The 25,186-nt window shown below is 67.1% G+C and carries 18 protein-coding genes and 1 pseudogene; 12 read left to right on the forward strand and 7 right to left on the reverse strand.

Annotated features, from left to right (window positions below; all coding sequences use genetic code 11):
* Positions 1 to 134 precede the first annotated feature (134 nt).
* Together QZH66_RS04555 and QZH66_RS04560 are read left to right on the forward strand one after the other, a co-directional pair.
* Positions 135 to 2,885, forward strand: coding sequence for a TonB-dependent receptor (locus QZH66_RS04555; RefSeq protein WP_305804775.1), 2,751 nt, complete (start codon positions 135 to 137; stop codon positions 2,883 to 2,885).
* 140 nt (positions 2,886 to 3,025) lie between these two features.
* Positions 3,026 to 6,938, forward strand: a pseudogene (locus QZH66_RS04560) (LamG-like jellyroll fold domain-containing protein).
* Between the two features lie 64 nt (positions 6,939 to 7,002).
* Here the strand turns inward: QZH66_RS04560 and QZH66_RS04565 are convergent.
* From QZH66_RS04565 to QZH66_RS04580, 4 genes are all read right to left on the reverse strand, one after another.
* Positions 7,003 to 7,641, reverse strand: coding sequence for a cysteine dioxygenase family protein (locus QZH66_RS04565; protein ID WP_305804776.1), 639 nt, complete (start codon positions 7,639 to 7,641; stop codon positions 7,003 to 7,005).
* A 105-nt stretch (positions 7,642 to 7,746) separates the two neighbouring features.
* On the reverse strand, positions 7,747 to 8,613 hold the full coding sequence (locus QZH66_RS04570; RefSeq protein ID WP_305804777.1) for a rhamnogalacturonan acetylesterase: 867 nt from the start codon (positions 8,611 to 8,613) through the stop codon (positions 7,747 to 7,749).
* Positions 8,614 to 8,621: 8 nt separating this feature from the next.
* Positions 8,622 to 10,244, reverse strand: coding sequence for a carboxylesterase/lipase family protein (locus QZH66_RS04575; RefSeq protein ID WP_305804778.1), 1,623 nt, complete (start codon positions 10,242 to 10,244; stop codon positions 8,622 to 8,624).
* Positions 10,241 to 11,236 (reverse strand): alpha/beta hydrolase, encoded by a 996-nt coding sequence (locus QZH66_RS04580; protein ID WP_305804779.1) that lies wholly within the window; start codon positions 11,234 to 11,236, stop codon positions 10,241 to 10,243. Before QZH66_RS04580 ends, QZH66_RS04575 begins: the two co-directional genes overlap by 4 nt.
* 124 nt (positions 11,237 to 11,360) lie before the next feature.
* Between QZH66_RS04580 and QZH66_RS04585 the strand changes: the two genes are divergently transcribed.
* The 10 genes from QZH66_RS04585 (at position 11,361) to QZH66_RS04630 (ending at position 21,319) form a co-directional block, all read left to right on the forward strand.
* A complete protein-coding gene (locus tag QZH66_RS04585; protein WP_305804780.1) occupies positions 11,361 to 12,194 on the forward strand; it encodes a 2-keto-4-pentenoate hydratase in 834 nt (277 codons plus the stop codon).
* 36 nt (positions 12,195 to 12,230) lie between these two features.
* Entirely contained in the window at positions 12,231 to 13,232 is a 1,002-nt protein-coding gene (locus QZH66_RS04590; protein WP_305804781.1) for a TRAP transporter substrate-binding protein, read from the forward strand.
* Positions 13,233 to 13,243: 11 nt separating this feature from the next.
* Positions 13,244 to 13,762, forward strand: coding sequence for a TRAP transporter small permease (locus QZH66_RS04595; RefSeq protein WP_305804782.1), 519 nt, complete (start codon positions 13,244 to 13,246; stop codon positions 13,760 to 13,762).
* Positions 13,763 to 13,765: 3 nt separating this feature from the next.
* Positions 13,766 to 15,049 carry a TRAP transporter large permease gene (locus tag QZH66_RS04600; RefSeq protein ID WP_305804783.1) on the forward strand — a complete coding sequence of 428 codons (1,284 nt, stop codon included), beginning with the start codon at positions 13,766 to 13,768 and terminating at the stop codon, positions 15,047 to 15,049.
* A 202-nt stretch (positions 15,050 to 15,251) separates the two neighbouring features.
* Positions 15,252 to 16,304 carry a LacI family DNA-binding transcriptional regulator gene (locus tag QZH66_RS04605; RefSeq protein WP_305804784.1) on the forward strand — a complete coding sequence of 351 codons (1,053 nt, stop codon included), beginning with the start codon at positions 15,252 to 15,254 and terminating at the stop codon, positions 16,302 to 16,304.
* A 131-nt stretch (positions 16,305 to 16,435) separates the two neighbouring features.
* Entirely contained in the window at positions 16,436 to 17,290 is an 855-nt protein-coding gene (gene kduI / locus QZH66_RS04610; RefSeq protein ID WP_305804834.1) for a 5-dehydro-4-deoxy-D-glucuronate isomerase, read from the forward strand.
* 64 nt (positions 17,291 to 17,354) lie between these two features.
* On the forward strand, positions 17,355 to 18,110 hold the full coding sequence (kduD, locus tag QZH66_RS04615) for a 2-dehydro-3-deoxy-D-gluconate 5-dehydrogenase KduD (RefSeq protein WP_305804785.1): 756 nt from the start codon (positions 17,355 to 17,357) through the stop codon (positions 18,108 to 18,110).
* 210 nt (positions 18,111 to 18,320) lie between these two features.
* Positions 18,321 to 18,959, forward strand: coding sequence for an RpiB/LacA/LacB family sugar-phosphate isomerase (locus QZH66_RS04620; protein ID WP_305804786.1), 639 nt, complete (start codon positions 18,321 to 18,323; stop codon positions 18,957 to 18,959).
* A gap of 195 nt (positions 18,960 to 19,154) precedes the next feature.
* Positions 19,155 to 20,342: a GDSL-type esterase/lipase family protein gene (locus QZH66_RS04625; RefSeq protein WP_305804787.1), complete on the forward strand. Its 1,188-nt coding sequence runs from the start codon at positions 19,155 to 19,157 to the stop codon at positions 20,340 to 20,342.
* 272 nt (positions 20,343 to 20,614) lie between these two features.
* Positions 20,615 to 21,319 (forward strand): pirin family protein, encoded by a 705-nt coding sequence (locus QZH66_RS04630; RefSeq protein WP_305804788.1) that lies wholly within the window; start codon positions 20,615 to 20,617, stop codon positions 21,317 to 21,319.
* 116 nt (positions 21,320 to 21,435) lie between these two features.
* Here QZH66_RS04630 and QZH66_RS04635 read toward each other — a convergent pair whose 3' ends face one another.
* Genes QZH66_RS04635 through QZH66_RS04645 form a run of 3 tightly spaced genes read right to left on the reverse strand, consistent with a single transcriptional unit; the run spans position 21,436 to position 25,176 of the window.
* Positions 21,436 to 22,140, reverse strand: coding sequence for a DUF2894 domain-containing protein (locus tag QZH66_RS04635; RefSeq protein WP_305804789.1), 705 nt, complete (start codon positions 22,138 to 22,140; stop codon positions 21,436 to 21,438).
* Positions 22,130 to 22,777, reverse strand: coding sequence for an OmpA family protein (locus tag QZH66_RS04640; protein WP_305804790.1), 648 nt, complete (start codon positions 22,775 to 22,777; stop codon positions 22,130 to 22,132). Before QZH66_RS04640 ends, QZH66_RS04635 begins: the two co-directional genes overlap by 11 nt.
* Positions 22,774 to 25,176 carry a DUF802 domain-containing protein gene (locus QZH66_RS04645; protein WP_305804791.1) on the reverse strand — a complete coding sequence of 801 codons (2,403 nt, stop codon included), beginning with the start codon at positions 25,174 to 25,176 and terminating at the stop codon, positions 22,774 to 22,776. Before QZH66_RS04645 ends, QZH66_RS04640 begins: the two co-directional genes overlap by 4 nt.
* Positions 25,177 to 25,186 lie beyond the last annotated feature (10 nt).

The raw sequence follows: 25,186 nt of genomic DNA on the forward strand, positions 1-25,186 counted from the left end.
AATGGCGGCGGCTGTTGCAGTGCAAGATGCCTGACCCGATTCCAACTGTTAACGTCGCGTTTGGCTAGCGGTGTCATCCGCGTGACCTCATAAATAACAGCAGTCACATGTAGGACCTTGGGAGAGGGAAAAACATGCACTCACATACCGCACGGAAAAAGACACCGGTTACCTTGCTGGCGGTTTCCATCGCCCTGGCGCTGCAGGCGGGCGCCGCGATGGCGCAGGACCCCGCTCCGAACGCCACCGACCTGGACACGGTGACCGTCACCGGCTACCGCGCCAGCGTCGAGAAGGCCTTGGACATCAAGCGCGGCGAGACCGGCGTGGTCGATGCCATCGTCGCCGAGGACATCGGCAAGTTCCCGGACAGCAACCTGGCCGAATCGCTGCAGCGCATCCCCGGCGTGGTGATCACCCGTGATGGCGGCGAAGGTCGCAGCATTTCCGTGCGGGGCCTGGGCCCGGACTTCACCCGCGTGCGCCTGAACGGGCTCGAAGCACTGAGCACCGTCGGCAGCAGCGATGGCCAGGGCGGTACCAACCGCGGCCGCGGCTTCGACTTCAACGTGTTCGCCTCGGACCTGTTCTCGCAGCTGATCGTGCGCAAGACCGCCTCGGCCGACGTGGACGAAGGCTCGCTGGGCGCCACCGTCGACCTGCGCACCGGGCGCCCGTTCGATTACGACGGTTTCACCCTGGTCAGCAACGTGCAGGCGGCCTACAACGATGCCTCGGAGAAGGCGATGCCGCGCTTCGCCGGACTGGTCTCCAACAGCTGGGCCGACGGCAAGTTCGGCGCGCTGTTGTCGGTGGCCTACTCCGAGCGTGACACGGTGGAAGAAGGCACCGGCACGGTGCGCTGGTCCGGTGGTCCGACCAATGGCGGCTTCAACCCGAACTCCGCATTCAAGGATGCGCTGCGCGCGGACGTCTTTGCGCCGCGCTTTCCGCGTTATACGCTGATGAAACACGACCAGAAGCGCGTGGGCGTGACCGGCGCGCTGCAGTTCAAGCCCAGCGACCGCACCCTTTTCAGCCTGGACGCGCTGTACTCCAAGATCGATGCCAAGCGCGACGAGAACTACATCGAGGCCAATGGCCTGAGCAAGACCGGCGCCGCCGGCAAGTCGCAGATTCTGGTCAACAACGGCGAAGTGCGTAATGGCGCGCTGGTCTACGCACAGATGGACAACGTCGATATCCGCGCCGAGAACCGCCATGACGAGTGGAGCACGGATTTCTACCAGCTCAGCCTGGATGGCGAGCACAAGCTGACCGACGACATCACCCTCACCGGCAAGGTGGGCACGTCCCGTTCCAGGCATGACAATCCGGTCCAGGCGACCATCATGATGGACAAGCTGGATGTGCAGGGTTACAGCTACGATTACCGTGGCAACAAGAACAAGCCGGTGTTCAACTACGGCTTCGACCCGACCGATCCCAATGGCTGGACGCTGTCCACCATCCGCCTGCGCCAGAACTACGTCACCAACGAGTTCAATACGGGTGACCTGGGCTTCTCGTGGGTGGTGGGCCCGGCGTTCACGCTGTCCGGTGGCGTGCAGGCCAAGAACTTCGGCTTCGATTCGCTGGAGCGCCGGCGTACCGCCACTGAAACCATTGTTCCCAATTTCGCCAGCGGCAACACCAAGGTGCCGGCCGACATGACCCAGCTGGCCAAGCTCAGCGGCCTGAAGGGCGCGCCCGGCGAGTGGGTGGTACCGAACTTCGGCGCCATTGCCGACCAGTTCGGGATCTTCAGCAATCAGGGCACGTTCGCCCTGAGCGACTACGCCGCCAGCATCCGCAGCGTCGAAGAGCAGGACCGCAGCGGCTGGCTGATGGGCCAGTTCTCCACCGACATCGGCTCGATCCCGCTGTCGGGCAACTTCGGCGTGCGTTACGTCAAGACCCAGCAGACCTCCACCGGTGTGGCCACCGCCAGCGGCAAGCCGGTTTCCACCACGGTGCAGCGCGAATACAGCGACACCCTGCCGTCGTTGAATCTGGTGGCCGAGATCACCCCCGACTTCCTGATCCGCTTCGGTGCGGCCAAGGTGATGTCGCGTCCGGGCCTGGGCGCCCTGACCCCGGGCGTGACGGTCAACGTCAGCGGCAGTGCGCGCACGGTCAGCGGCGGCAACCCGCTGCTGGATCCGATCCGCGCCAAGACCGCCGACCTGGGCTTCGAGTGGTACTTCGAACAAGGCGCGATGCTCGGCGTCGGCCTGTTCTACAAGAACATCGAGAGCTTCATCCAGAACACCCGCGAAAGCCGTGTGTATTCGCAGAGCGGCCTGCCGGACAGCCTGCTCAATGGCACCACCGCCAGCCCCAGCGACGAGTTCGTGTTCACCGTGCCGATCAACACCCCCGGCGGTGACCTGACCGGTGTCGAGTTCAACTACACCCAGCCGTTCACCTTCCTGCCGGGCAACTGGTCCAACCTCGGCGCGCAGCTGAACTACACCTACGTCGACTCCAAGATCCAGTACCTGACCAGCAGCGGCGTGGTCGCGCAGAAGACCAACCTGACCGGCCTGTCCAAGAACGCGTGGAACACCACGCTGTTCTATGAAGGCAGCAGCTGGTCCGGCCGGGTCTCGGCGACCCACCGTGACGATTACCTGATCCAGGTGCCGGGGACCGAGGTGGGCTTCGACAGCGCCGCCCAGGGTGTGCATGGCCAGAGCGGCACCACCTTCATCGATGCCTCGCTGCACTACAAGATCAACGCCCAGCTGGAAGTCAGCCTGGAAGGCGCCAATCTGACCAACCAGGCACAGGAGTCGTGGGTGTCCAACCCGAATGTGTCGCTGCCGCTGGAATACAGCCAGACCGGCCGCCAGTACACACTGGGCCTGCGTTACAAGTTCTGATGCGGTAACCCATGCCCCGGCCACGTGCCGGGGCATGTCTTTTATGGTGCGACGCAGAATGTGCAGACGCGTTGGCGTCGCTAACTTGGCCCACCGCGTGCGATGGGGATGCTCGGTCGCACGTCACCAAGAGATGCACGATGTCACGACGTTTCAAGCTCTCCCCCCTGCGTCCGCTGGCGCTGGCAACCGCGCTGTTCGCCACGCTGCCGGCCGCGGCCCACGATTCCTCGCCACACCTGCTGTTCCGGGTTTCCGCCGACCAGGGCCTGGTGGCCGACCACGCCGACGGCGATGCCATCCCCAATTTCCAGGACAAGGTGAGCCTGGTCGAGGACGGTGCCTTCGGCCGTGCCATCCAGTGGCAGGACGACGGCGTGCTGTCGTGGAATGCGCCGGGCAATATCCACAGCGAACGCGGCACCCTGTCGTTCTTCTGGCGTTCGCGCTATGCCGTGGGCGAGGCGCCGTTCGTGATTTTCCGCGTCGGTTACGCCGACCACAGCAGCTGGGACATGGCGTGGCTGCGCATCGACTGGAACGGCCAGGGCTTCGATGCCTTCGTCACCGATGCCAATCTGGCTCGCACCCGGGTGTCGTTCAAGCTCGACCAGAATCCCTCGCCGCAGCAGTGGCAGCACATCGCCTTCGGCTGGGATGAAGACCGCGGCGTGGTCCTGTTCGTCGATGGCAAGGAAGTGGCACGCGCACAGACCACCGGTGACTACGACGCGGCGCTGGACCAGTTCGGCCTGGCCGGCCGGGTCATGGCGCCGTACCAGGTGCAGAGCCGCTACAACTTCCTGCGCGGCAGCGATTTCGACGAGATCCGCGTCTACGACCGCATGCTCGATGCCGCCGCGGTGGCCGCACTGGTGCGCAATGCCGAGCCGCGCGGTGCCGGGGCCGGCCGTACCTCGGCTCGCGCCTGGTGGCATCGCTACGGCTGGGAAGGCGCGCCGCCGCCGTTGCTGGCCACGCCGGTGACCTCGATCCGCAAGGTCGAGTTCGCCGACGTCAAGGACAAGAAGCAGTGGATGTGGAAGGCCACCGACGGCATCGCCGAAACCACCTGGCCCGGCGTCTACAACCGCTCGCGCCTGCCCGGACGCAATGACTATTTCCAGCTGCCGGACTGGAACACCTATGTCGAAGGCGGCCAGCACCTGGACCTGACCCTCCCGGCCGCTGAAAGCATCAACCGCATCGAGATCCGCGGCGCCGCGTTCGGCACGCTGGACGGCAGCGCCGGCACCCTGTTCACCCGGCCGCGGGGCGTGGTGCGCAGCGTCGACAGTTTTGCCACACAGCGCGGCGGCCAGCTGCGCTTCTCCAATGTCGAGCAGGAAACCCCGATCCAGGAGATCTGGGGATACCAGGTCAGCGACGCGGCCGAGCCGCAAGGCACGGTCAAACAGCGCTACCTGATCGACAGCGCGGTGCTGCCGGATTACACCAACGTCGCCGCGCTGCGCGACTACATCAACGGCCGCTTCGCCCCAGCCGAGCGCAGCATGGTGATGGCGTTGCCCAAGGGCGCGGGTTCGCGCAAACGCGCTGCCGATACCCTGCCGGCCACGCCGCTGCCGATCGTGCACGTGCTGATTCCCTCCGGCGTCGGCGATGCCCCGGCCGCGCAGCCGTTGATCCGCAGCTGGGCGCACAGCTGGGAAAACATGCATGACGGGCTGGATGGCATCGCCATCGACCTGCCGGCGCTGGACCTTGCCGCCACCCACGACGGTGCCGACGGCAAGGTGATCCCGCTCAATATCCGCATCAAGGACCCGATCTGGCCGGCGCGCGACATGATCGATGTCTCGNCTGGACCTTGCCGCCACCCACGACGGTGCCGACGGCAAGGTGATCCCGCTCAATATCCGCATCAAGGACCCGATCTGGCCGGCGCGCGACATGATCGATGTCTCGGTCTCGGTCAAACCCGGTGAAAAGCGCACGCTGTGGCTGGATCTGCGCGATCGCATCCTCACCGCCGACAGCCTGTGGCTGTCGATCGCCGCGGCCGCGCCCGGCTTCAATGCGGCTGCGCTGGATGGCGCCGAGGTGCGGCTGGTGTTCAAGGACCGCAAGCAGGCGATCACCGAACACGTGGCCGACCGCTTCAACCAGGTGCGTGACAACTGGGGTTTCCTGGTCGAGGAACACACCACCTCCAAGCGGCAGCGGCTGTATGCGCGCGTCTACGCCGATCTGAGCGATCTGCTGCGGGTCGACCCGGAGCACGAACTGGGCCGGCTGTACTGGAACTACATCAGCTACAACAGCCAGGGCCGGCCGCCGTTCACCCAGCCGCAGGCGCCGAAGGGCGTGCCGCTGTGGGCGTTCCGCCAGACCGAAGACCTCAAGTACGTGCGCCGCTTCGTCGACTGGTGGATCGACCACCGCCAGGTCGAGTACGGCGACTTCGGCGGCGGTATTTCCGACGACACCGACCTGACCCAGCAGTGGCCGGGGCTGGCGCTGATGGGCGTGCAGCCGGACCGGCTCAACGCCTCGCTGACCGCGCTGTCCGACGCGGTCTACAGGAACGGCATGTTCGCCAACGGCCTGAGCACGATCGAGACCGACGAGCTGCATTCCTACGAGGAAGGCATCAACGCCAACAGCGCGATGCTCTACCTCAACTGGGGCGATCCGCTGACCGTCGAGCGGCTGATGGAAACGGTCAAGGCGTTCGACGAGCGCATCATCCTGCCCAATCCGCACGGCCACCTGCTGTTCTCCAGCAACTGGTTTGGCGGCAACAAGGTCTACCGCGAACCGAACTGGCAGTGGCAGAAGCCGTATTCGTTCCCGGCGCTGCACCCGGCGTTCCTGCTGGGCGACTACAACGCCGATGCGACCGGCCGCAAACTGGTCACCGGCCTGGCCGACAGCTACCTGGCCCATGGCTACACCGCCGACGATGGCGTCTGGGTGCTGCCCAACGAGATCAACTGGGCCACCGGCAAGACCCGTGGCGGCGAGTTGAACCAGGGCTCGGGCGGCGGCGACACGATGCACCTGTTCTGGGCGGCGTGGCGCTGGAGTGGCGATGACAAATACCTGAAGGCACTGGACTACCGCGTCGCCCGCGGCGGCCCGGGGGCGCTGTCCAACCTGGGCGAGAACTTCGTCGAGGTATTGGGCCGTGGCCAGGACTGGAACCCGCGCTTGATCGCCGATGCCGATGCCGGCAACACCGGGTTCTCCAGCCTGATGGCGTGGCAGGCCACCGGCGACAGGACGTATCTGGAAGCGCTGCATGCCGACGGCATCCAGGCCAAGGCGCAACGCGAGTACATGAATACCGAAGGCCACTGGTGGAGCGACCGGGTCGAGGCGCCCAGCGAGTTCCTGCAGCGCGCACGGCTGGGCGGGATCGCGCTCAAGCGCAACCAGAGTTGGCCCGGGCATACGGTGAGCTGGCGCTTCGACAACGCCGAGGCCGCCGGACAGGTCGCGCTGCTGGTGCATGCGCCCTCGCCCGAGCGCTTCACTGTCACCGCCTACAACCTGGGCAAGCGCAGCGAGCGGGCGCAGATGACCGGCTGGAACGTGGCGCCGGGGCAATGGCGGGTGCGCAGCGGCATCGATGCCGATGGCGATGGCCGTATCGACGGCAAACCGTCGACCCGCGAGTTCGTCTTCGAGAAGAGCATGGCGACCGCGCTGGAATTCCTGCCCGGCAAGACCCAGCTGTTCGAATTCGAACGCATCCAGCCCGGCACCCCGGTGGACAAGCGCGCGGACCTGGGCATCGGCCGCGGCGACCTGCGCATCGACGGCGAGCAGCTGCAGCTGACCGTGCACAGCCTGGGCCATGTGGCCACCATGCCGGGCGTGGCGGTGCTGGAGGATGCGCGCGGCAGGGAAGTGGCGCGCGTGGCGATCCCGGCCCTGCCGGCGCCCAGCGACCTGCGGCCCAAGACCGTCACCGTGCAGTTGCCGCTGCCGGCCGGGTTCCGGCGCGACGGGGCGCGGGTGCGGGTGGCGCAGGAAAACGGGGCCGAAGAAGTGACCCGGCTCAACAACGTGCTGCCGTTGCGCTGATCCGGCTGGCGTGACCGTGGCCATCGTGAGGATGGCTGCGGCCGCGCGTGGTGGCCGGCCCGCGCTATCGGCGGAGCGGCATCGCCGATGCGGGGCGGGGCGCACCGCCCTGGCCATCGTTCTGCAGTGCCCGCTCCGCGCGCAGATACCACGGCGCACGGTCCGGGTCGGGCACGAAGATGGTGCAGCGCTCCAGCGCTGCCTGGTACACGTGCACCGAGACGGCGACCTGCTCGCGGCCCGGGTTGCACAGGGTGTGGTATTCCTGCGGCGGAATCAGGCTGCCGGCGCTGCCCGGCCCGGCCAGCAGGCCCTGACGGGCGTCGAAGCGGAAGTGCTCGCCGTCGCGTTCAACCAGTTCGTAGCGGGTGACCTGCAGCGCGCCGCTCCACACCCCTTCCACGCACCACAGGCCGGCGTGGTCGTGCAGCGGCGTGGCCTGTCCCGGGCCCCAGGTCATCGCCACGATGCTGTAGCCATGCGTGGCGCTGCGGTACAGCTCGCGGCGCGCGTAGTGGCCGGCCACGGGCTGGTGCACGCACCCGGGCAGGCGGATGCGCGCATCGGCCATGGCCTGGCGCAGCACCTGCTGCAAGGCGGCGGTGACCTGCGGGCTGTCGCCGCCCTGCACCGCGTGGTCGATGGCGGCAAGCAGACGGTCGCGGCCAGGAAAGGTCGGATACCCGCTGATATCGTGAGGCATGGCCGCAGTCTAGGTGAACGCGGTTAACGGAATGTTCCGGCTTTCCCGGCGCGCCGGCCGTGCTGCGCTTATGCGACGTCGTTGACGCGCCGACGCGCCCGCGACTCAGGGCAGCAGGTTGCGCCGCAGCGCCGGCACCTGACGGGCCAGTTCATCGGCGACGATCGCCGCGAACAGGCCCGCGCCTTGCGCACCAAGATGGGTGTAGTCGAACGCGGTCTTTGCCTGCGCCATCGGCTCGGGCGGGGACAGGGTTTGCGGGGTAACGGGCGGCACGTTGGCCGCGGCCGGGTTGTCCACGGTGGTGCCCTGTTGCGCGGCGCTGACCTGGAGCGGCGAGGCCGGCGCCTGGGCCAGACGCAAGGCCAGCACCGGGCCCAGGCCCTGCACCGCGGCGCGGCTACGGGCATGCAGATCGACCAGCGGCACCGCCATTTCCGCTGCCACCGTGCGCGTGGCTTCGGCCCACGGGGCAAGATCGTCCAGCAGCTGGCCGTCGCGGAACTGGCGCCGGGTCAGCGGCGTCAGCAACACCGGAATCGCCCCTGCAGCGCGTACCTCGCGCACGTAGCGGCGCAGGTTGTCGGGAAATTCCCGCGCCAGATCGGTGGAACGTCCCGGCTTGCCAGGCTGGTCGTTGTGGCCGAACTGGATCAGCACATGCACGTCCTGATAGCCGCCGCGGCGCATCTCCTGCACCGCCAGCGCCCATGAGCCCTCGGCCCGGTAGCTGTAACTGCTGCGGCCGCCGCGGGCCAGATTCACGCAGCTCAGCGCAGAAGTGACGTGGCTGGCGCAGAACGCCGCGCCCCAGCCGCTGTGCACCGCGGTGGTGGAGTCGCCCACCAGCACGATCTTGCTGGCGCGGACCGGGTTCGGCGATGGGCGCTCGCCGGACGACGGGTCCGGCGCGGCGTGGGCGCTGGCGGCGGCCAGCACCAAGGTGGCCCACAGGCAACGGAAATGGATCATCAAAGGCCTCAGAAGGTGCCGCGCTGGATGAACGGAGCCTGCTGGTAGAGCCTGCGTTCGCCGCCGCGCGGATCGTCGGCCTGGCGGCTGTCGACATCGAAAAGCAAGGTCTGGCGTTGCGGCAGGCGGTAGCAATCCCAGCGCGGCAGGCCGTCATGGTTGGGATCACCGTTGCGGGCGAAGGCCAGCAACGCATCGCTCATGCGGCCGGCCACGCGCTGCGCGTCCGCGCTGTGGCCGGTCCGCGACCCCGGTTGGCCGATGTTGTCGAATACCAGCGGGATATCCAGGGTGTGGAAGGCGCGCAGTTTCGCCGCCTCGCCGGTGCGGTCGTACCAGTCCAGCTGGTAGGCCCAGGTCGGCGCATCCTGGCGCGCGCGTGCTTCCAGTTCCTCCACCGCACCGCGCCAGGAGCGGCCGGCCGTGGTGGCGGCGAAGAACACGTCCGAGGGCGTGTAATGCGGATACAGCCGGCGGTATTCGGCAATCACCACCGATGGCAGCAGATCCACGTACTGCTGCTGTTCCAGCCGGGCCGGCAGCGTGTCCCAGTCCAGCGTGAAGTTGGCCGGATCGTTGCCGAGGAAGGCGCGGGTTTCGTCATGGGTGTTGCCGATCACCATCGGGATACCCGCCGATTGCGGCGCGGCATCGGGGTAGAACGGATGCCGCGGCAACGCGCGCGCGTCCAGCACCGGGCCCAGATACAGGCCGGTGTTCTCCACCCGCGAGGGATCGCGCAGCTTGCCCGCCTCCAGCAGTTTTTCCATCGGCAACGTGCGCAACGCGTGGGCATCGCTGTTGAAATGCTGCAGCACCTGCTGCGCGCGTTGCGTGGCGGCGCGCGGCCCGGCGGCGGTCACCTGCTGTCCGCTCATGGTCCACGCGCGCTGGAACAGCCCCTTCGCGGCGGGCATCGCCATCAGCGTGGCGATCTTGGCGCCGCCGCCGGACTGGCCGAACACGGTGATGTTGCCGGCATCGCCGCCGAATTCGGCCGCGTGCTGGCGCACCCACTGCAGCGCCTGCACCAGATCGAGCTGGCCGACGTTGCCCGAATCGGCGAATCCGGCGCCGCCGAGCTGCGCCAGGTACAGGTAGCCGAACAGGTTGAGCCGGTGGTTGACCGTGACCACCACCACGTCGCCGCGCCGGCACAGGTTGCCGCCGTCATACAGCGGATCGCTGCCGGAGCCGTTGTTGAAGCCGCCGCCATGGATATAGAACAGGATCGGCCGCTTGCGGCCATCGCGCAGCGCCGGCGTCCACACGTTGAGGAACAGGCAATCCTCGCTGCCGGGGCCCTCGCTGCCGCTCTGCGGCGCCGCGGCGCCATAGTCCAGGGCGTCGCGCACGCCCCGCCATGGCACTTCCTGCAGCGCCGGCTGAAAGCGTTGTGGCGCGGTATCGGCGCCGTAGGGAATGCCGCGGAATACATGGATACCCTGCTCCCGCTGGCCGCCGATGCGTCCGCTGCGCACCCGCGCCAGCGAGGGGGAACCGGGGCGCGGTCCGGGTATGGCGGCGGCAGCGGCCAGCGGCGCGGCCAGCACCAGCCCGGCGCCGGCGGTGCACAGCGCGGTCTGGCGCAGGAAAGCGCGGCGGGCGGGATGCGCGGGGTGTTCGCTCATGGGGTGGGGTCCTCGGTAACCGTGGTGATCCAGTCCAGCGCCAGCTGCGGCCATGCCGCCGTGGTCAGGCCCGCGCTGCCACGGATGCCGAAACCGTGGCCACCGTGCGGAAACAGGTGCATTTCGCTGGAGATGCCGGCACGTTGCAGTGCCTGGTAGAACACGAGGCTGTTGCCGACCGGCACCACGGCGTCGTCCTGGGCGTGCAGCAGGAAGCTGGGCGGAGTGCGCGCGCTCACCTGCTGGTGCGGCGAGTACCGTTGCAACAGCGCCGGGTCCGCGACATCGCCGAGCAGCCGCTGGCGCGAGCCGGGGTGGGCATCCTCTCCGGCCATGGTGATCACCGGATACACCAGCAGCTGGAAGTCGGGCCGCGCGCTGAGGCGGTCGGCCGCATCCACCGGCCGATAGACCATCTGGTCGAAGCCGGTGCCCAGACGGGCGGCCAGGTGCCCGCCGGCGGAAAACCCGATCACCCCGATCATCCGCGGGTCCAGCTGCCACGCCGCGGCTTGGGCGCGGATCAGCCGCAGCGCGCGCTGGGCATCGGCCAGGGCCGCGTCGCGGTCGGGCCGGCCATCGCCTGGCAGCCGGTAGCGCAGCACGAACAGGGTCAGCCCGCCGCGGTCGACGAACGCCGGCACCAGCGCGCTGCCTTCCTTGTCCAGCACCACCCGCTGGTAGCCGCCGCCGGGAATCACCAGCAGCGCGCGGCCGTTGGGCCTGGCGGGGCGGTAGACCACCAGGTACGGCTCGCTGACGTGTTCGATATAGCGGTCCGGCAGCTCCGCAGCGGGGCTGCGCTCGACAATCCTTGCCGGCGCGGACAACGCGCTGTCCCCGGGGGCCACTCCAGTGGGCCACAGCGCGATGCGATCGGGGGCGCCGGGCGCCGGTTCGCCGCTGCTGGCCCAGAGCGGCAATGCCGCTCCGGCCAGGAGCAGGGCGAACAGCCGCAGACGCAAGACTGGCAAGGGTTTGAGGAGCGACATGGGGGTGGCTGGGAGATCCGCAATCGAAGGGTTCTGACGCGCTGCACATTGCCAATGACACCGGTTTACCATATACAGCCAACTCGGTCACTGTCGACAGGCAGTGCAACAAAGACATCAGGAGATGCGCTTGAGCAACGATCCAGGCAAACCGGACCTGCCCCCGGCCGGACTCGGCGAAATTGCCCGCCAATTTGTCAGCGCCCGCCTGCGGGGCGGGTCGTTGTCCGATTTTCCGGGCCTTATCCCGGACGATCTGGAAACCGCGTATCGCGTGCAGGACCTTGCCATCAGCCAATGGGATGACCGCGTGGTCGGCTGGAAGGTCGGTTACATCGCCGCCGAGCGCCGCGACTCCTCCGGCGACGACCGCCTGCTGGGCCCGGTCTTCTCGCGCAAGCTCTGGAATGCCACCGGTGCCATCGTGGAGATTCCGGTGTTTTCCGGCGCCGGCGGCTTTGCCGCGGTCGAGGCCGAATACGTCCTGCAACTGCAGGCCGACGCCCCGGTCGACCAGCTGCACTGGAGCCCGGAACAGGCCGAGGCGCTGCCGGCGCGGATGTTCATCGGCGTGGAAGTGGCCAGCAGTCCGCTGGCGACGATCAACGTGCTGGGGCCGCTCGCGGTGGTATCGGACTTCGGCAACAACAACGGCCTGATCCTGGGCCCGGAAGTGCCGGCCTGGACCACGCTGGATGAACCCTCGCTGCGCGCGCAGACCGAGATCGAAGGCGAGGTGGTCGGCACCGGTGGCGCCACGCGGCTGCCCGGCGGCCTGCGTGCGGCCTACGCGTTCGCGCTGTCGCGGTCGGCCCAGCGTGGCCGGCCGTTGAAGAAAGGCGATCTGATCGCCACCGGCAATGCCACCGGCATCCATGACATCGCGGTCGGCCAGCAGGCGGTGATCCGCTTCACTGGTTACGGTGATATTTCTTGCAAGGCTGTCGCTGCCGGCTGACCGGTGGCGATGGCGGGGACGCGCGGGAGGGCGCAGATGATCACTCGCAGAGGTTTTCTCACCGGCAGCATCGGCGCACTTGCCGCACCGTTGCTGTCGGCCTGTTCGCCCGGCGGTGCCGCAGCCGGCGGCGGCCACGTGCTGACCGCCACCGATGTACATGTGGCCGACTATCCGACCGTGACCGCGGTGAAGTGGATCGGTGAAACGCTGGAGCGCCAGACCGGCGGCCGGCTGAAGCTGCGCCAGTACCACTCCGGCCAGCTCGGGCGCGAGAGCGAGGCGATCGACATGGCCCGCTTCGGCGCGATCGATATCACCCGCGTCTATTCCGGCGCGCTCAACAACGCCTTTCCGCTGACCCAGGCGCTGTGCCTGCCGTATGTGTTCGACTCGGTGGAACACATGCGCCATGCGCTGGACAGCGGTATCGCCGACAGCGTGCTGCAGGGGTTCGAGAGCCGCGACCTGGTCGGCCTGGCGATCTACGATTCGGGCCCGCGCTGTTTCTACAACACCAAGCATCCGATCGTGGAGCCGCACGACCTGCATGGCCTGAAACTGCGCGTGGCCAACTCGGACATCTTCATCCAGCTGATGCGCATGCTCGGCGCCAATCCGACTCCGATGTCGCTGGGCGACACGTTCTCCGGCATGGAGACGCACATGATCGACGGCGCCGAAAACAACATGCGCAGCTTCCATTCCAGCCGCCATTTCGAAGCGGCGCATTACTGGTCGCAGAGCGAGCATTCGTATGCGCCGGACGTGCTGCTGATGTCGCGCCGCCGTTTCGAGTTGCTGTCGCCGGCCGATCGCCGCCTGTTGCTGGATACCGCGCGTGCTTCGGTGCAGGTCATGCGCACGCAATGGGACGCCTCCGAAGACAAGGCCCGCCAGGCCGTGGCCGCTTACGGAGTGAAGTTCAACGCGGTCGATATGCCGGCTTTCCACCAGGCCGCCGCACCGCTGCTGCGCCAGTACCTGCAGCAGCCGGATATCGCCTCCCTCCATCGCCGCATCCGCGCCTACGCCTGAGATCCCGTCCGATGTCCGAACCGACCTCCACCGCCGCCCCGCACGGTGCCCAGCGCGCCCTTGCGGTGATTGCCGATATCGTCATCTACATTGCCGTCGCCGCCCTGCTCGGGCTGGTGGTCGTGCAGGCCTGGCAGGTATTCGCCCGCTATGTCATCAACGATTCGCCCAGCTGGACCGAACCGGTGACGCTGCTGTTGCTGAGCACGGCGATGAGCATGGGTGCGGCCGCCGGCGTGTACAGCAACCGCCATTTCGGTTTCTACCTGCTGGCCGAACAGCTGAATCCGGTGTTCCGGCGCCTGGTCGATGCGCTGGTGCCGCTGATCATCGCCGCCATCGGCGCGGTGATCGCGGCATGGGGCTGGGTACTGCTGGTCGACGGGCTGCATATCAAGATCGCCGGCGCGCCGCTGCCGCAGAGCATCAACTACCTGCCGTTGAGCGTGGGCGGTGCGCTGATGGTGCTGTTCGCCTTGAACCGGCTGGTATTGCTGCTGCGCCCCGCCGCTATCGAAGGAGCTCGCTGAGTCATGGGTATCGCCATCCTGTTTGCGCTGTTCGGCCTGCTGTTGCTGATCGGTGTGCCGGTCGCCTATGCGCTGGCCGCTGCCGCACTGGCCACGCTGCTGTATCTGGACCTGCCCAGCATCGTGCTGGTGCAGCAGATTTCGGCAGGTACCGGTTCGGGCTCGCTGATCGCCATTCCGCTGTTTATTTTCGCCGGCGAAATCATGATGCGCGGCGGTATTTCCGAACGTCTGATCGCGCTGGCCTCCTCGCTGGTGGGGCGTCTGCGTGGCGGCCTCGGGCAAGTGTCGATCCTGTCCTCGCTGTTCTTCGGCGGCGTCTCCGGCTCGGCCATCGCCGACGTCTCGGCGGTGGGCGGCACCATGATTCCGCAGATGGTCAAACGCGGCTACGACCGCGACTTCGCGGTCAACGTCAGCATCACCGCCGCGCTGGTGGCGCTGCTGGTGCCGCCGTCGCACAACCTGATCCTGTTTTCGGCAGCGGCAGGTGGCGGCCTGTCCATTGCCGACCTGTTCGCCGCCGGCGTGGTTCCGGCGCTGCTGATGACCGTGGTGCTGATGATCACCGGCTATGCGGTGGCCCGCCGCCGCGGCTACGGCGTGGAAGCGTTCCCGGGCATGCGCGCCGTGTTGACCCGCACCATCACCGCCCTGCCCGGCCTGGGTCTGGTGGCGCTGATCTTTGTCGGTATCCGGGCCGGCATCTTCACCGCGGTGGAGAGTGCGGCCATCGCCGTGGTCTATGCGCTGCTGGTGACCACGGTGATCTACCGCCAGCTCAACTGGCGCGGATTCCTGCAGACGGTGACCCACGCCGCGCGCAGCACCGGGGTGATCCTGTTCGTGATTGCCGCCGCCGCGGTGTTCGGCTGGCTGCTGGCCTACCTGCAGGTGCCCGCCGCCGCGGTGGAGTTGCTGCAGTCGTTCGCGCACAACAAGACCATGGTGCTGTTGATGATCGTGGTGATGCTGCTGCTGCTGGGCACCTTCATGGACCTGGCGCCGATGATCCTGATCTGCACCCCGATCTTCCTGCCCGTGGCCAAGGCCTACGGCATCGATCCGATCCACTTCGGCCTGGTGCTGGTCCTGACCGGCGGGCTGGGGCTGGTGACGCCGCCGGTGGGCTCGGTGCTGTTCATCGGTACCGCCATCGGCAAGATCAGCATCGGTGAAAGCATGAAGAGCATCTGGCCGTTCTGGCTGGCCGGACTGGCGGTGTTGATGGTGGTGACGTTCTTCCCGGGGTTGTCGCTGTGGCTGCCGGGGCTGCTGCGCGGTTGATCGCGGCCGCGCGCGCAACGACCGGCGTCACGTTCGGAAGACCGCCAGCGGCTGCCCCGACCATGGCGCGGGGAGCCCACCGCCGCTGCCACCGCTCAGGCCGCGGCAGCGGGAGTTTCCGCCTCCTTTTGTTGCCCGACCGCGCTGCACCCGGCGCGGCCCGATAGAATCCCCGAATTGAACGGTTTGAAGGAACATGCCCTTGCGCACCAAGCCTGATGCGGCGCCCGCCACCAAGGTCCGGGCCAAAGCTGCCACGATCAACGATATCGCGCGGCTGTCCGGCGTCTCCAAAAAAACGGTGTCGCGCATCATCAACAACTCGCCGCTGGTGCGCAAAGACACCCGTGACAAGGTCGAGGCGCTGATGCGCGAGGTCGGCTATACGCCTGATCCGTTGGCGCGCGGCCTGGCGTTCCGGCGTTCGTTCCTGATCGGCATGGTCTACGACAACCCCACCGCGCAGTACATCGTGGATATGCAATATGGCGCGCTGGACGCGCTGCGCGGCTCCAGCTTCGAACTGGTGGTGCATCCGTGCGACAGCCGCAGTCCCGGCTACATCGAAGGCGTACGCCGCTTCGTACAGCAGCAGAAGCTGCATGGCGTGATCCTGGTGCCGCGTGCTTCCGAGGACCAGGCGCTGGCCGACATGCTCGAAGAAATCGGCTGCCGCTTCACCCGCATCGCGTCGCTGCCGCTGGATGAGACCTCGCAGATGGTGATCACCCATGACCGCGACGGCGCCGCCGAAGCGGCCGATTACCTGCTTTCGCTCGGTCACCGCGACATCGCCCTGGTCACCGGTCCGTCGGCCTACCGTTCGGCGCACGAGCGTACCGCCGGTTTCCTCGGGGCCCTGGAGCACCGCGGTATCGAGCTGCCGCCGGGGCGCATCATCGAAGCCGGTTACACCTTTGAATCAGGCGTGGCCGCGGCCGAGAAGCTGCTGCTCGGCAAGCAGCGGCCGACGGCGATCTTCACCGGTAACGATGAAATGGCGGCCGGCGTCTACAAGGTCGCCATGCGCGCCGGCATCAACATCCCGCGCGAGCTGTCGGTGATCGGCTACGACGACAGTCCGCTGGCATCGCGGCTGTGGCCATCGCTGACCTCGGTGCGCCGCAATACCCGTGACACCGGGCGAACAGCGGCGGCCATGCTGATCCAGCCCGAGGGCCACAACCCGCTGCCGATGGCCAGCGTGCGGCCGCACCTGATCGTGCGCGACTCCTGCCAGCCGCCCCAGGATTGAATACGTAAGCGTTTGTTCCAGAACAATTCAGGTATCTTGCGGCGCAAAATGACACCGGTTTCCCATAGGGGTAGAATGACTCCAAATCGCGCATGGGCCGATCCGGCCACGGCCCCCTCTCTGCTCCGGAGATGACCATGTACTGCAAAACCCACTACGCCACCCATCCCGACGCCCTCAAGGGCGCCAGCAACGATGAGCTGCGCGACCTGTACCTGCTTGACGGCCTGTTCCAGAACGACGCGGTGACGCTGAAGTACACCCACTACGAGCGCTTCGTGCTCGGCGGGGTGGCGCCGGTGTCGCGCACGCTGCAGCTGCCGCGGCAGACCGAGCCGGCCTCGGCCGCCGGCCATCCCTTCCTGGAGCGTCGCGAGCTGGGTGTGATCAACGTCGGCGCGGGCCCCGGCACGGTCACCGTGGACGGCACCGATTACGTGCTCGGCCCGAAGGACGGGCTGTACATCGCCATGGGCAGTGAGGACGTCCGCTTCGCCTCGGCCGATGCCGCCATCCCGGCGCAGTTCTATCTGGCCTCGACCCCGGCGCATGCGCGCTTCCAGACCCGGAAGCTGTCGATCAAGGATGCGGTCGCGCTGGACCGCGGCGCGCTGGAAACCAGCAACGAGCGCACCATCTACCAGTACATCGTGCCGGCCACCTGCCAGTCCTCGCAGCTGCTGCTGGGGCTGACCGTGCTCAAGCCGGGCAGCGTCTGGAACACCATGCCGCCACACCTGCACGACCGCCGCAGCGAGGTCTATTTCTACTTCGACCTGGGCGCCAACGACCGCGTCTACCACTTCATGGGCGAGCCGCAGGCACAGCGCCATGTGGTGATCCAGAACAACGAGGCCATCGTGTCGCCGCCATGGTCGATCCACATGGGGGCCGGCACCGGCAACTACGCCTTCATCTGGGCGATGGGTGGCGAAAACCTCGATTACACCGATATGCACGTGCTGGATATCTGCCAGCTCAAGTGACCCTTCCGGCGCCCGGCGCCGGCATCTTCAAGTACCCGAACCACCGCTCTGGGAGAGAAACACCATGACGAATCCATTCAGTCTCGAAGGCAAGGTCGCACTGGTTACCGGTGCCAATACCGGTCTGGGCCAGGGCATCGCGCTGGCACTGGCCGCCGCCGGTGCCGACATCGCCGGGGCCGGCATCGTGCCGGCGGACGAAACCGCCGAGAAGGTGCGTGCGCTCGGCCGCCGCTTCCTCAACATCGAGGCCAACCTGATCAGCATCGAGCCGATCGAGCGGGTGGTGGCTGAAACCATCGGCGGCCTCGGCCGTCTCGACATCCTGGTCAACAACGCCGGCCTGATCCGCCGCGCCGATGCGGTCGATTTCAGCGAGAAGGACTGGGACGACGTGATGAACGTCAACATCAAGTCCGCCTTCTTCATGTCGCAGGCCGCCGGCAAGCATTTCATCGCCCAGGGCGGCGGCAAGATCATCAACATCGCCTCGATGCTGTCGTTCCAGGGCGGCGTGCGCGTACCGTCCTACACCGCCTCCAAGAGCGGCATCGCCGGCATCACCCGGCTGCTGGCCAACGAATGGGCCGGCAAGGGCGTGACCATCAACGCCATCGCTCCGGGCTACATGGCCACCGACAACACCGCGCAGCTGCGCGCCGACGCGGACCGCAACAAGGCGATCCTGGACCGCATCCCGGCCGGGCGCTGGGGCAAGCCGGAAGACCTCGGCGGCACCGCGGTGTTCCTGGCGTCCAGCGCCTCGGATTACGTCAACGGCGCGATCATCCCGGTCGACGGTGGCTGGCTGGCCCGCTGACGGATGGCGGCCTGCTCACTGCGGGCGCGGCCGCTGCACTCAGCCGGACTCTGCGTTATGCCTTCTCCCGTAAGGGAGAAGGTGCCCCAGCCTTGGCTGAATCTGTTTTTCCCTTCTCCCGCTTGTGGGAGAAGGTGCCCGAAGGGCGGATGAGGGCGCCTTTCAGCCCATCCACCTCGAACACGTTTTTCCATCAAAGAGAGTTACGCAATGAAAATCGCATTGATGCAGGAATTCAGCCAGGCCGCCAAGAACCCGGTGGTGCTGGAGCAGCTCAACACCGTTGCTTCGGCCCAGGGCCACGACGTGTTCAACGTCGGCATGGACGGTGACAACGACCACCGCCTGACCTACATCCACCTGGGCATCTGCGCCGCGCTGCTGCTGAACTCCAAGGCGGTCGACTTCGTCGTTGCCGGCTGCGGCACCGGCCAGGGCGCGATGATGTCGCTCAACGCATGGCCGGGCGTGTTCTGCGGTTACTGCATCGAGCCGACCGACGCGTTCCTGTTCGCCCAGGTCAACAGCGGCAACGCGTTGGCACTGCCGTTCGCCAAGGGCTTCGGCTGGGGCGCGGAAATCAACATCCGCTACATCTTCGAGAAGGCATTCGCCGGCGAGCGCGGCCAGGGTTACCCGGCCGAGCGCCGCGAATCGCAGATGGCCAACGCCGGCATCCTGGCGCAGGTCAAGCAGGGCGCGTCCAAGAACTTCATCGAAGGCCTGAAGGCCATCGACCCGGAGCTGGTCAAGCAGGCCGTCGGCGGCGAGCGTTTCCAGAAGGCGTTCTTCGACAATGCCCAGGACGCGGACATCGTGGCCTACGTGAAGGGCGTGCTGGGCAAGTAAGCCTGGCCGCACCGCTGCATTGCCCCCACGGGCAGACAAGGGCGCCCACGTGGCGCCCTTGTTGTTTGAAAACCGCTCCCGCGCCGTTGCGGGAGTGAGACGGGTTGCGACGCGGCCAAACCGAAACCGCGGGGCGCGGCATATGGCCGATGCTCGCCGGCGTTGCTCCCATTACCGCACGTTGCTGGAGTCCGCATGAAACCGAGCGCTTTCCACCTGCTGTGGCTGTGTGCCATCGCCGGCATGACCCACGCCGCAGCGCCGCCACAGCGGGTCTTCATCGCCGCCGATTCCACCGCCGCCAGTTACGGTCCGGAACGCGCGCCGCAGGCCGGCTGGGGCCAGGTGCTGCAGAGCTGGCTGGCACCTGCGCAATGGGAAGTGCGCAATCACGCCATCGGTGGCCGCAGTACCCGCAGCTTCATCGATGAAGGCCGTCTGGATGCGATCGGCCAGCAACTGCGCAACGGCGATATAGTGCTGATCCAGTTCGGCCACAACGATGCCAAGTACGAAGACGCCACGCGTTATACCGACCCCGATGGTGACTATCCGCAGTTCCTGTCGCGCTATGTCGCGCTGGCCCGCGCGAAGGGCGCAACGCCGATCCTGATCACCCCGGTGGCGCGTTTGCTCTACGACTTCGGTGCGTTGCTGGATACGCATGGCCGCTATACCGCATCGATGAAGCGCCTGGCCGCTGAACAGCAGGTGCCGTTGATCGACCTCAACGCCAGCTCGATGGCATGGATCCGCGCGCTGGGCGAGCAGGGCGCCAAGCCGTACTTCATGTTCGTGCCCGAGCAGGGCAAGGCCGACGGTACCCATTTCAGCGTGGCCGGCGCCACCGCCGTGGCCTGCCAGGTGATGCGTGGCTGGGTCGATCTGCAGCCGCGAATGAGAGCGGCATTGCAGCGTGATATCGATTGCGGGGCGATCACGGCCCCGGCGATAGCGGCTGCAGGCGCCCCAACGTTGCCGGCAGCTTCTTCACCGGCGGCTGCGGCGAAGATCGAGGCGCCGAACCCGCATGGCTCGCAGGTGATCCGCGAACAGGACATCGGCCGTGAACAACCCGGCCCGCACGGTGGCGCCGGCCCGACCACGGCCTATCCGTTCTTCGCCGATGTGGACGATCTGCCCTTCGTCATGCGCAAGCGCGTGCTTCATAAAGGCGCGGGCATCGGCCTGCACCCACAGCACAAGGACGAGATCTACTACATCGTCAGCGGCCATGGCCTGTATGTGCTGGATGGCCGGCAATACGTGGTTGGTCCCGGGCATGCACTGCTGACCCGCAGCGGCAGCACCCATGCATTGCAGCAGGCCGGAAACGAAGACCTGGTGGTGCTGCTGGCGTATCCAGCGGCAGGGGCGCGGTAGGGCCACAGGTCGCGATCATCGAAGGCGCAAGCAGTGCCATGCGGAAAGCAGCGGTTGCCGCTCAGGGGATCAGCTATGCGGGTACCCGTCGTCCGGCGTTGCCGCAGACAGCCCGCGTCGAGGGTGGGCAGATGATCCACGTAAATGAGGGCACCCGGAGACCCGGATCACGCCGCAAATGGAAACAATGAATTGCCGGTGGCTGTGTTTTTGACCGCACGACGCCGGCCTAGACTGTGCCCATCGAATCCGTTGCCACGCAGGAGCCCGCCATGATCGAACGTCGCCCGTTTGCCAGCCTTGGTGGAGCCAATCATGGTTGGCTCGATGCCAGGCATCACTTCTCGTTCGCCGAATACCACGACCCCGGGCGCATGCATTGGGGGGCGATGCGGGTGTGGAATGACGACACCATCCAGCCCGGCACCGGCTTCCCGCCGCATCCGCACGCCGAGATGGAGATCATCACCTACGTGCGCGAAGGCGCCATCACCCACCAGGACGACCAGGGCAACCAGGGCCGTACCGAGGCGGGCGATGTGCAGGTGATGAGTGCCGGCAGCGGTATCCGGCATGCCGAGTACAACCGGGAACCGGGCATCACCCGCATCTTCCAGATCTGGATCTTCCCGGATGAGCGTGGTGGCACGCCGTCGTGGGGTACCCGGCCGTTCCCCAAGGGCGGGCGCTCCGGCCGTTTCATCGCCTTGGCCAGCGGTATGGCCGGCGATGACGAGGCACTGCCGATCCGCGCCAATGCGCGCGTACTCGGTGCCACGCTCAAGGCCGGCGAAAGCACCGAGTACCGCTTCACCGACACCACCCGTCACGGCTATCTGGTGCCCAACACCGGCAAGGTCGACGTGGATGGCGTGACGCTGGAAGCCCGCGATGGCGCGGCGATCACCGGCGTGGACAGCATCCATATCACCGCGCTGGAAGACACCGAACTGGTGCTGGTGGATACGGCGGCCTGAGTGCTTTCAGCCGTGGAGCATGAACAAGGCGCAGGCAACTGCGCCTTTCTTCTGTCTTGCGAAAGTGAGAGCCAATTCCGGAATCCGGACGGCATCGGACTCGAACCGCAGCGCGCCTATTGCTGCTCGGTCGCGGGCGGCTTCCTGCGCCGGGTGCCGGTGGCCCGGGTGTTTTTGCGGGGAGCGGTGGCACGCACGGTATCGCCGCTGTTGCGCGTGGTGCCGCCGTCCAGCTGCTCCAACCATGACAGCGCGTCGCTGTAAGCGAGAAAGTGCTGCAGATATTCCGGGGCGATATCGCGCATCAGGTTCATGGCGCGGTGGAGCAGGACGCTGGAATGCAACGGGCCGGCATCTTCGGAAATCGATTCCTGCGATTGCCGCAACAGGCTGTCGATACGGATGCGGCCCCACAGCTGCTGGAATTCGTCCAACGCCGCGAGCGGCGCCAGTGCCGGCAGCGCAGCAGGATCGCCGGCCGCCTCTGCGGCAACGGCGGAAGTGGGGTCCGCCACCGGCACCGGCAGCGGCGATGACGCGCGGTTGCCGATATGTTCGAGCAGCGTGCGCAACTTAGATGAGCTCACCGCAGGGGTGGCTGGCACGGTGTTGGCCTGCAGTGATGCGGCCACGCGCTGCGCGTAGTCGTCGACCAGTTGTGCCAGCCGCTGCTGCAACCGCTGTGCCGTGCGGCCCTCATACCGCGTCGCGCGCTGCGCCAGACTGGCGATCAGGCTGAAGCGCGTCCGATCGACACGGTCGGCGCCTTGCCCGCGCCATGCCTCCAGCTGTGCCTGTGGCGATGCGGGCTTACCTGGCATCGCCATTGCTGTCCACTTTGGGGCGGGGAATCGGTGCGATTTCCACACGGCGATTCTTTGCCCGTCCGGCTTCATCGGTGTTGGCGCTGACCGGTTGTTCGGCACCGAACGCGGCGGCGAACACCGACGACGATGGCACGCCATCGGCAATCAGGGTACGCGTCACCGTCAGCGCGCGTGCGGCGGACAGTTCCCAGTTGTCGGCAAAGCGGCCATTGCCCACCCGCACCGGTTGATTGTCGGTGAAGCCGCTGACCATCAGCACTTCCTCGCGCGTGCCCAGATAGTCGCGCAACGGCGCGGCAAGGCTCTGCAGCAACTCGCGGCCTTCGGGCTGCAGCTGGTCGGAGTTCAATGCGAACAGCACGCTGCCGCTGATGCCGATGCGGCCGTTGATGACGGTCACGCGCCCGGCCGCCAGTGGCGCGGCCAATGCCTGCTCCAGCGTCTTGAGTTTCTGCGCCTCCACCTGGCGCTGCTTGACCTCTTCATCCAGCTGCCTGGACAGCTGCAGCTGGATGCCGATGACGCCGGCCAGGATCAGCACGAACGCGCCCAGCAGCACCGCCATCAGGTCGCCGAACGCGGCCCAGGTGGTGGACGTGGATTCGGAGTCCAGTTCGATCTCGTCACTCATCCGGCTTGCGTCCCGGGCGCATTGCGACGGTCACCCAGCTGCTGCAGCTCGGCGATGATCTGCTTCTGCGAGAGCATGCTCAGTTCGACCACCTCACGTGCCTGGGCGACGTAGTAGGCGAGCTGCTCGTCGCTGCGGGTGAGCGACTTCTCCAGCGCCGATTCGATCACCTGCAGGCGTTCGTTCAATGCCTCGGTGGAGCTGCCGAACAGCTGCACCGCCGTGCCGAAGGCTTCACCGAGGCTGGCCATTTCCACCGCGCTGCTGGTGACGTGCGCGGCGGCGTCGTCGAGCTTGCCGGCTTCGGTTTCGATCTGGACGGAGAAGCGGTTGCCGACCCGTTCAAGCAGGTCGGCCGAGGTGCTGACCAGTGCGTCCACCGCGGTGCGCTGGTCGGTGGAGGCGTGGTTGACCGCATCGAGCAGGGTTTCCAGCGTGGACAGCAGGCGGCCGCGTTCTTCCAGCATCGCGGTATCGCGCACCATGCTGTCGGACAGTTTCTGGCGCAGTTCGGCAACGACCTCCGCGGCCGCGCGCGGTGCTTCCGAGGCGCTCTGTACCAGCCGCGAGATTTCGGCGATGGTGTCGCGCGCGTGCGCCTGCGACTGTGCCGACATCTGCTCGGCGGTCTTCGCCAACGTATCGCAGATGTCCTGCTGGCGGCTGGCGACGTGGTCGCTGCTGAGCTGCCAGTTCCGGCTCAGCGTCGTGCTGATCGAAGACAGCGCCTCGGACCATTGCGCCAGACGCTGCTGGTCGCGCGCTTCCAGCGCCGCCTGCAGGTCGCCGTGCGATTGCTGCATGGCGTCCAGCAAATTGCCGGTGCGTGCATCGAAGCCTTCCGCCGCGCTGACCAGCTGCTGTGCATGGCGCGAGATTCCGGCGATGGTATCGGCCGCGTTGCCTTGCACCTGCCGGGCGACTTCGCCGGCGCTACGCACCAGCGTGTCGCAGATTTCCTGCTGACGGCTGGCGATCTGTTCGCCACTGCGTTCCCATTGCTGGTGGAGCGCGGCCGTCATCGTGGCGAAGCTGTCGGCCCACTGGGCAAGGCGCTGCTGATCGCGGGATTCCAGTGTTTCCTGCAGGCCGGCGTGCGAGCGCTGCATCACGTCCAGCAACGCGCTGGCACGCTGTTCAAAGCCCAGCGCCGCGTTGCCCAGCGCCTGCTCGTTGCGTGCGGCCAGTTGTTCGTTGAGGGCCTGCTGTTGTGACAGCGTCTGGCTCCAGCCGCGCGCGGCGGTCGCGGTGCTGTCATCCAGATGCGCCGATACCGAGGCGAGCAGGGATTCCGAGCGCTGGGCGAAGGTGTCGCTGAACTGCTGCAAGCTGTCGCGAAAATCCTGCGCCAGCATTTCGTTGCTCTGCTGCTGCTGCGTGGTGGCTGCGTTCCAGGTGTCGGCGGCGGCGCGGGTGGTGGCCTGCAGGTTGCCGGCCAGGCCGTCGAGCTGCTGCTGCACGGCGCTGCTGACACTGGCCTGCATGGCGGCGGTTTCGCGGCCGAGCCCGGCCAGCGTGGCTTCCACCACCGGCTGCAAGGCGCTGCCGACAGTCTTGGCGCTTTCGGCCATGCCGGTGGTCAGCGACTGCTGCAGCGAGGTGGCCAGCTGCAGGTGGCTGGCTTCGGCGCGCTGGTGGAATTCCTGCTGGCTGCTGGCCAGCCGTTCGGCGGCGTTGTGGTTGTGCTGCTCCAGCGTGGTCATCATCGTCTGCAGGCGCTCGATCAGCGTCGGCATCAAGCCGGTCTGCTGCTGCAACAGGCGGAACGCTTCCTCGCGCTGGTGGGCGTGCGAGTACGGGCGCAGCGTGGAAGCCAGCTGCACGTCGAGCTGCTGCACCGCCTGCACGCGTTCGCGACGGCACAGTGCCGACAGCAGGCCGAGCATGGCCGAGCCGGCGACACCGGCAATCGAGGTGCCGAAGGCGAACGCCAGACCCTTGACCGGCGCACCGAGTGAGCCGCGGATGGCTTCCAGATCGGTCGCGCTTTCCAGCGCCAGACCGGTGCCACGCAAGGTCGCCATCATGCCCAGCAGCGTGCCGAGCATGCCCAGCAGCACCAGCAGGCCGACCAGATACGGCGTCATCGACGGTGCCGGCAATGCGACGCGCTCACCTTCCACGCGCAGCTGCACGGCATTGCGCAGGCTCGGGTGCAGGCGTGCCAGCCAGGCACCCAGATCGGACTGGGCCGGCGTGATATCGGCAAGAGCCAGGTCGAGCGTGGCGGTGGCTTGCCGGTAACGCTGCAATTCCCGTGCACCGGCGATGTAGCAGGCCGCGATCACCGCGGTGACGACCAGACCGAGCGGGTTGCTGGTGAGATAGCCCGCCCCGATCCAGCCGATGGCAACCAGACCGGCAAGGAACACGACGAGACGAAGCAGATTCTTGGACATGAGGGGCGGA

The sequence above is a fragment of the Stenotrophomonas sp. YIM B06876 genome, assembly GCF_030711595.1.
Classification (GTDB): domain Bacteria; phylum Pseudomonadota; class Gammaproteobacteria; order Xanthomonadales; family Xanthomonadaceae; genus Stenotrophomonas.

Excerpts from the sequence above, each read along its gene's own strand:
- QZH66_RS04555 (WP_305804775.1), top strand. The coding sequence starts at position 135 with ATGCACTCACATACCGCACGGAAAAAGACACCGGTTACCTTGCTGGCG.
- QZH66_RS04565 (WP_305804776.1), bottom strand. The coding sequence starts at position 7,641 with ATGCCTCACGATATCAGCGGGTATCCGACCTTTCCTGGCCGCGACCGT.
- QZH66_RS04570 (WP_305804777.1), bottom strand. The coding sequence starts at position 8,613 with ATGATCCATTTCCGTTGCCTGTGGGCCACCTTGGTGCTGGCCGCCGCC.
- QZH66_RS04575 (WP_305804778.1), bottom strand. The coding sequence starts at position 10,244 with ATGAGCGAACACCCCGCGCATCCCGCCCGCCGCGCTTTCCTGCGCCAG.
- QZH66_RS04580 (WP_305804779.1), bottom strand. The coding sequence starts at position 11,236 with ATGTCGCTCCTCAAACCCTTGCCAGTCTTGCGTCTGCGGCTGTTCGCC.
- QZH66_RS04585 (WP_305804780.1), top strand. The coding sequence starts at position 11,361 with ATGCGCTTGAGCAACGATCCAGGCAAACCGGACCTGCCCCCGGCCGGA.
- QZH66_RS04590 (WP_305804781.1), top strand. The coding sequence starts at position 12,231 with ATGATCACTCGCAGAGGTTTTCTCACCGGCAGCATCGGCGCACTTGCC.
- QZH66_RS04595 (WP_305804782.1), top strand. The coding sequence starts at position 13,244 with ATGTCCGAACCGACCTCCACCGCCGCCCCGCACGGTGCCCAGCGCGCC.
- QZH66_RS04600 (WP_305804783.1), top strand. The coding sequence starts at position 13,766 with ATGGGTATCGCCATCCTGTTTGCGCTGTTCGGCCTGCTGTTGCTGATC.
- kduI (WP_305804834.1), top strand. The coding sequence starts at position 16,436 with ATGACCATGTACTGCAAAACCCACTACGCCACCCATCCCGACGCCCTC.
- kduD (WP_305804785.1), top strand. The coding sequence starts at position 17,355 with ATGACGAATCCATTCAGTCTCGAAGGCAAGGTCGCACTGGTTACCGGT.
- QZH66_RS04620 (WP_305804786.1), top strand. The coding sequence starts at position 18,321 with ATGAAAATCGCATTGATGCAGGAATTCAGCCAGGCCGCCAAGAACCCG.
- QZH66_RS04625 (WP_305804787.1), top strand. The coding sequence starts at position 19,155 with ATGAAACCGAGCGCTTTCCACCTGCTGTGGCTGTGTGCCATCGCCGGC.
- QZH66_RS04630 (WP_305804788.1), top strand. The coding sequence starts at position 20,615 with ATGATCGAACGTCGCCCGTTTGCCAGCCTTGGTGGAGCCAATCATGGT.
- QZH66_RS04635 (WP_305804789.1), bottom strand. The coding sequence starts at position 22,140 with ATGCCAGGTAAGCCCGCATCGCCACAGGCACAGCTGGAGGCATGGCGC.
- QZH66_RS04640 (WP_305804790.1), bottom strand. The coding sequence starts at position 22,777 with ATGAGTGACGAGATCGAACTGGACTCCGAATCCACGTCCACCACCTGG.
- QZH66_RS04645 (WP_305804791.1), bottom strand. The coding sequence starts at position 25,176 with ATGTCCAAGAATCTGCTTCGTCTCGTCGTGTTCCTTGCCGGTCTGGTT.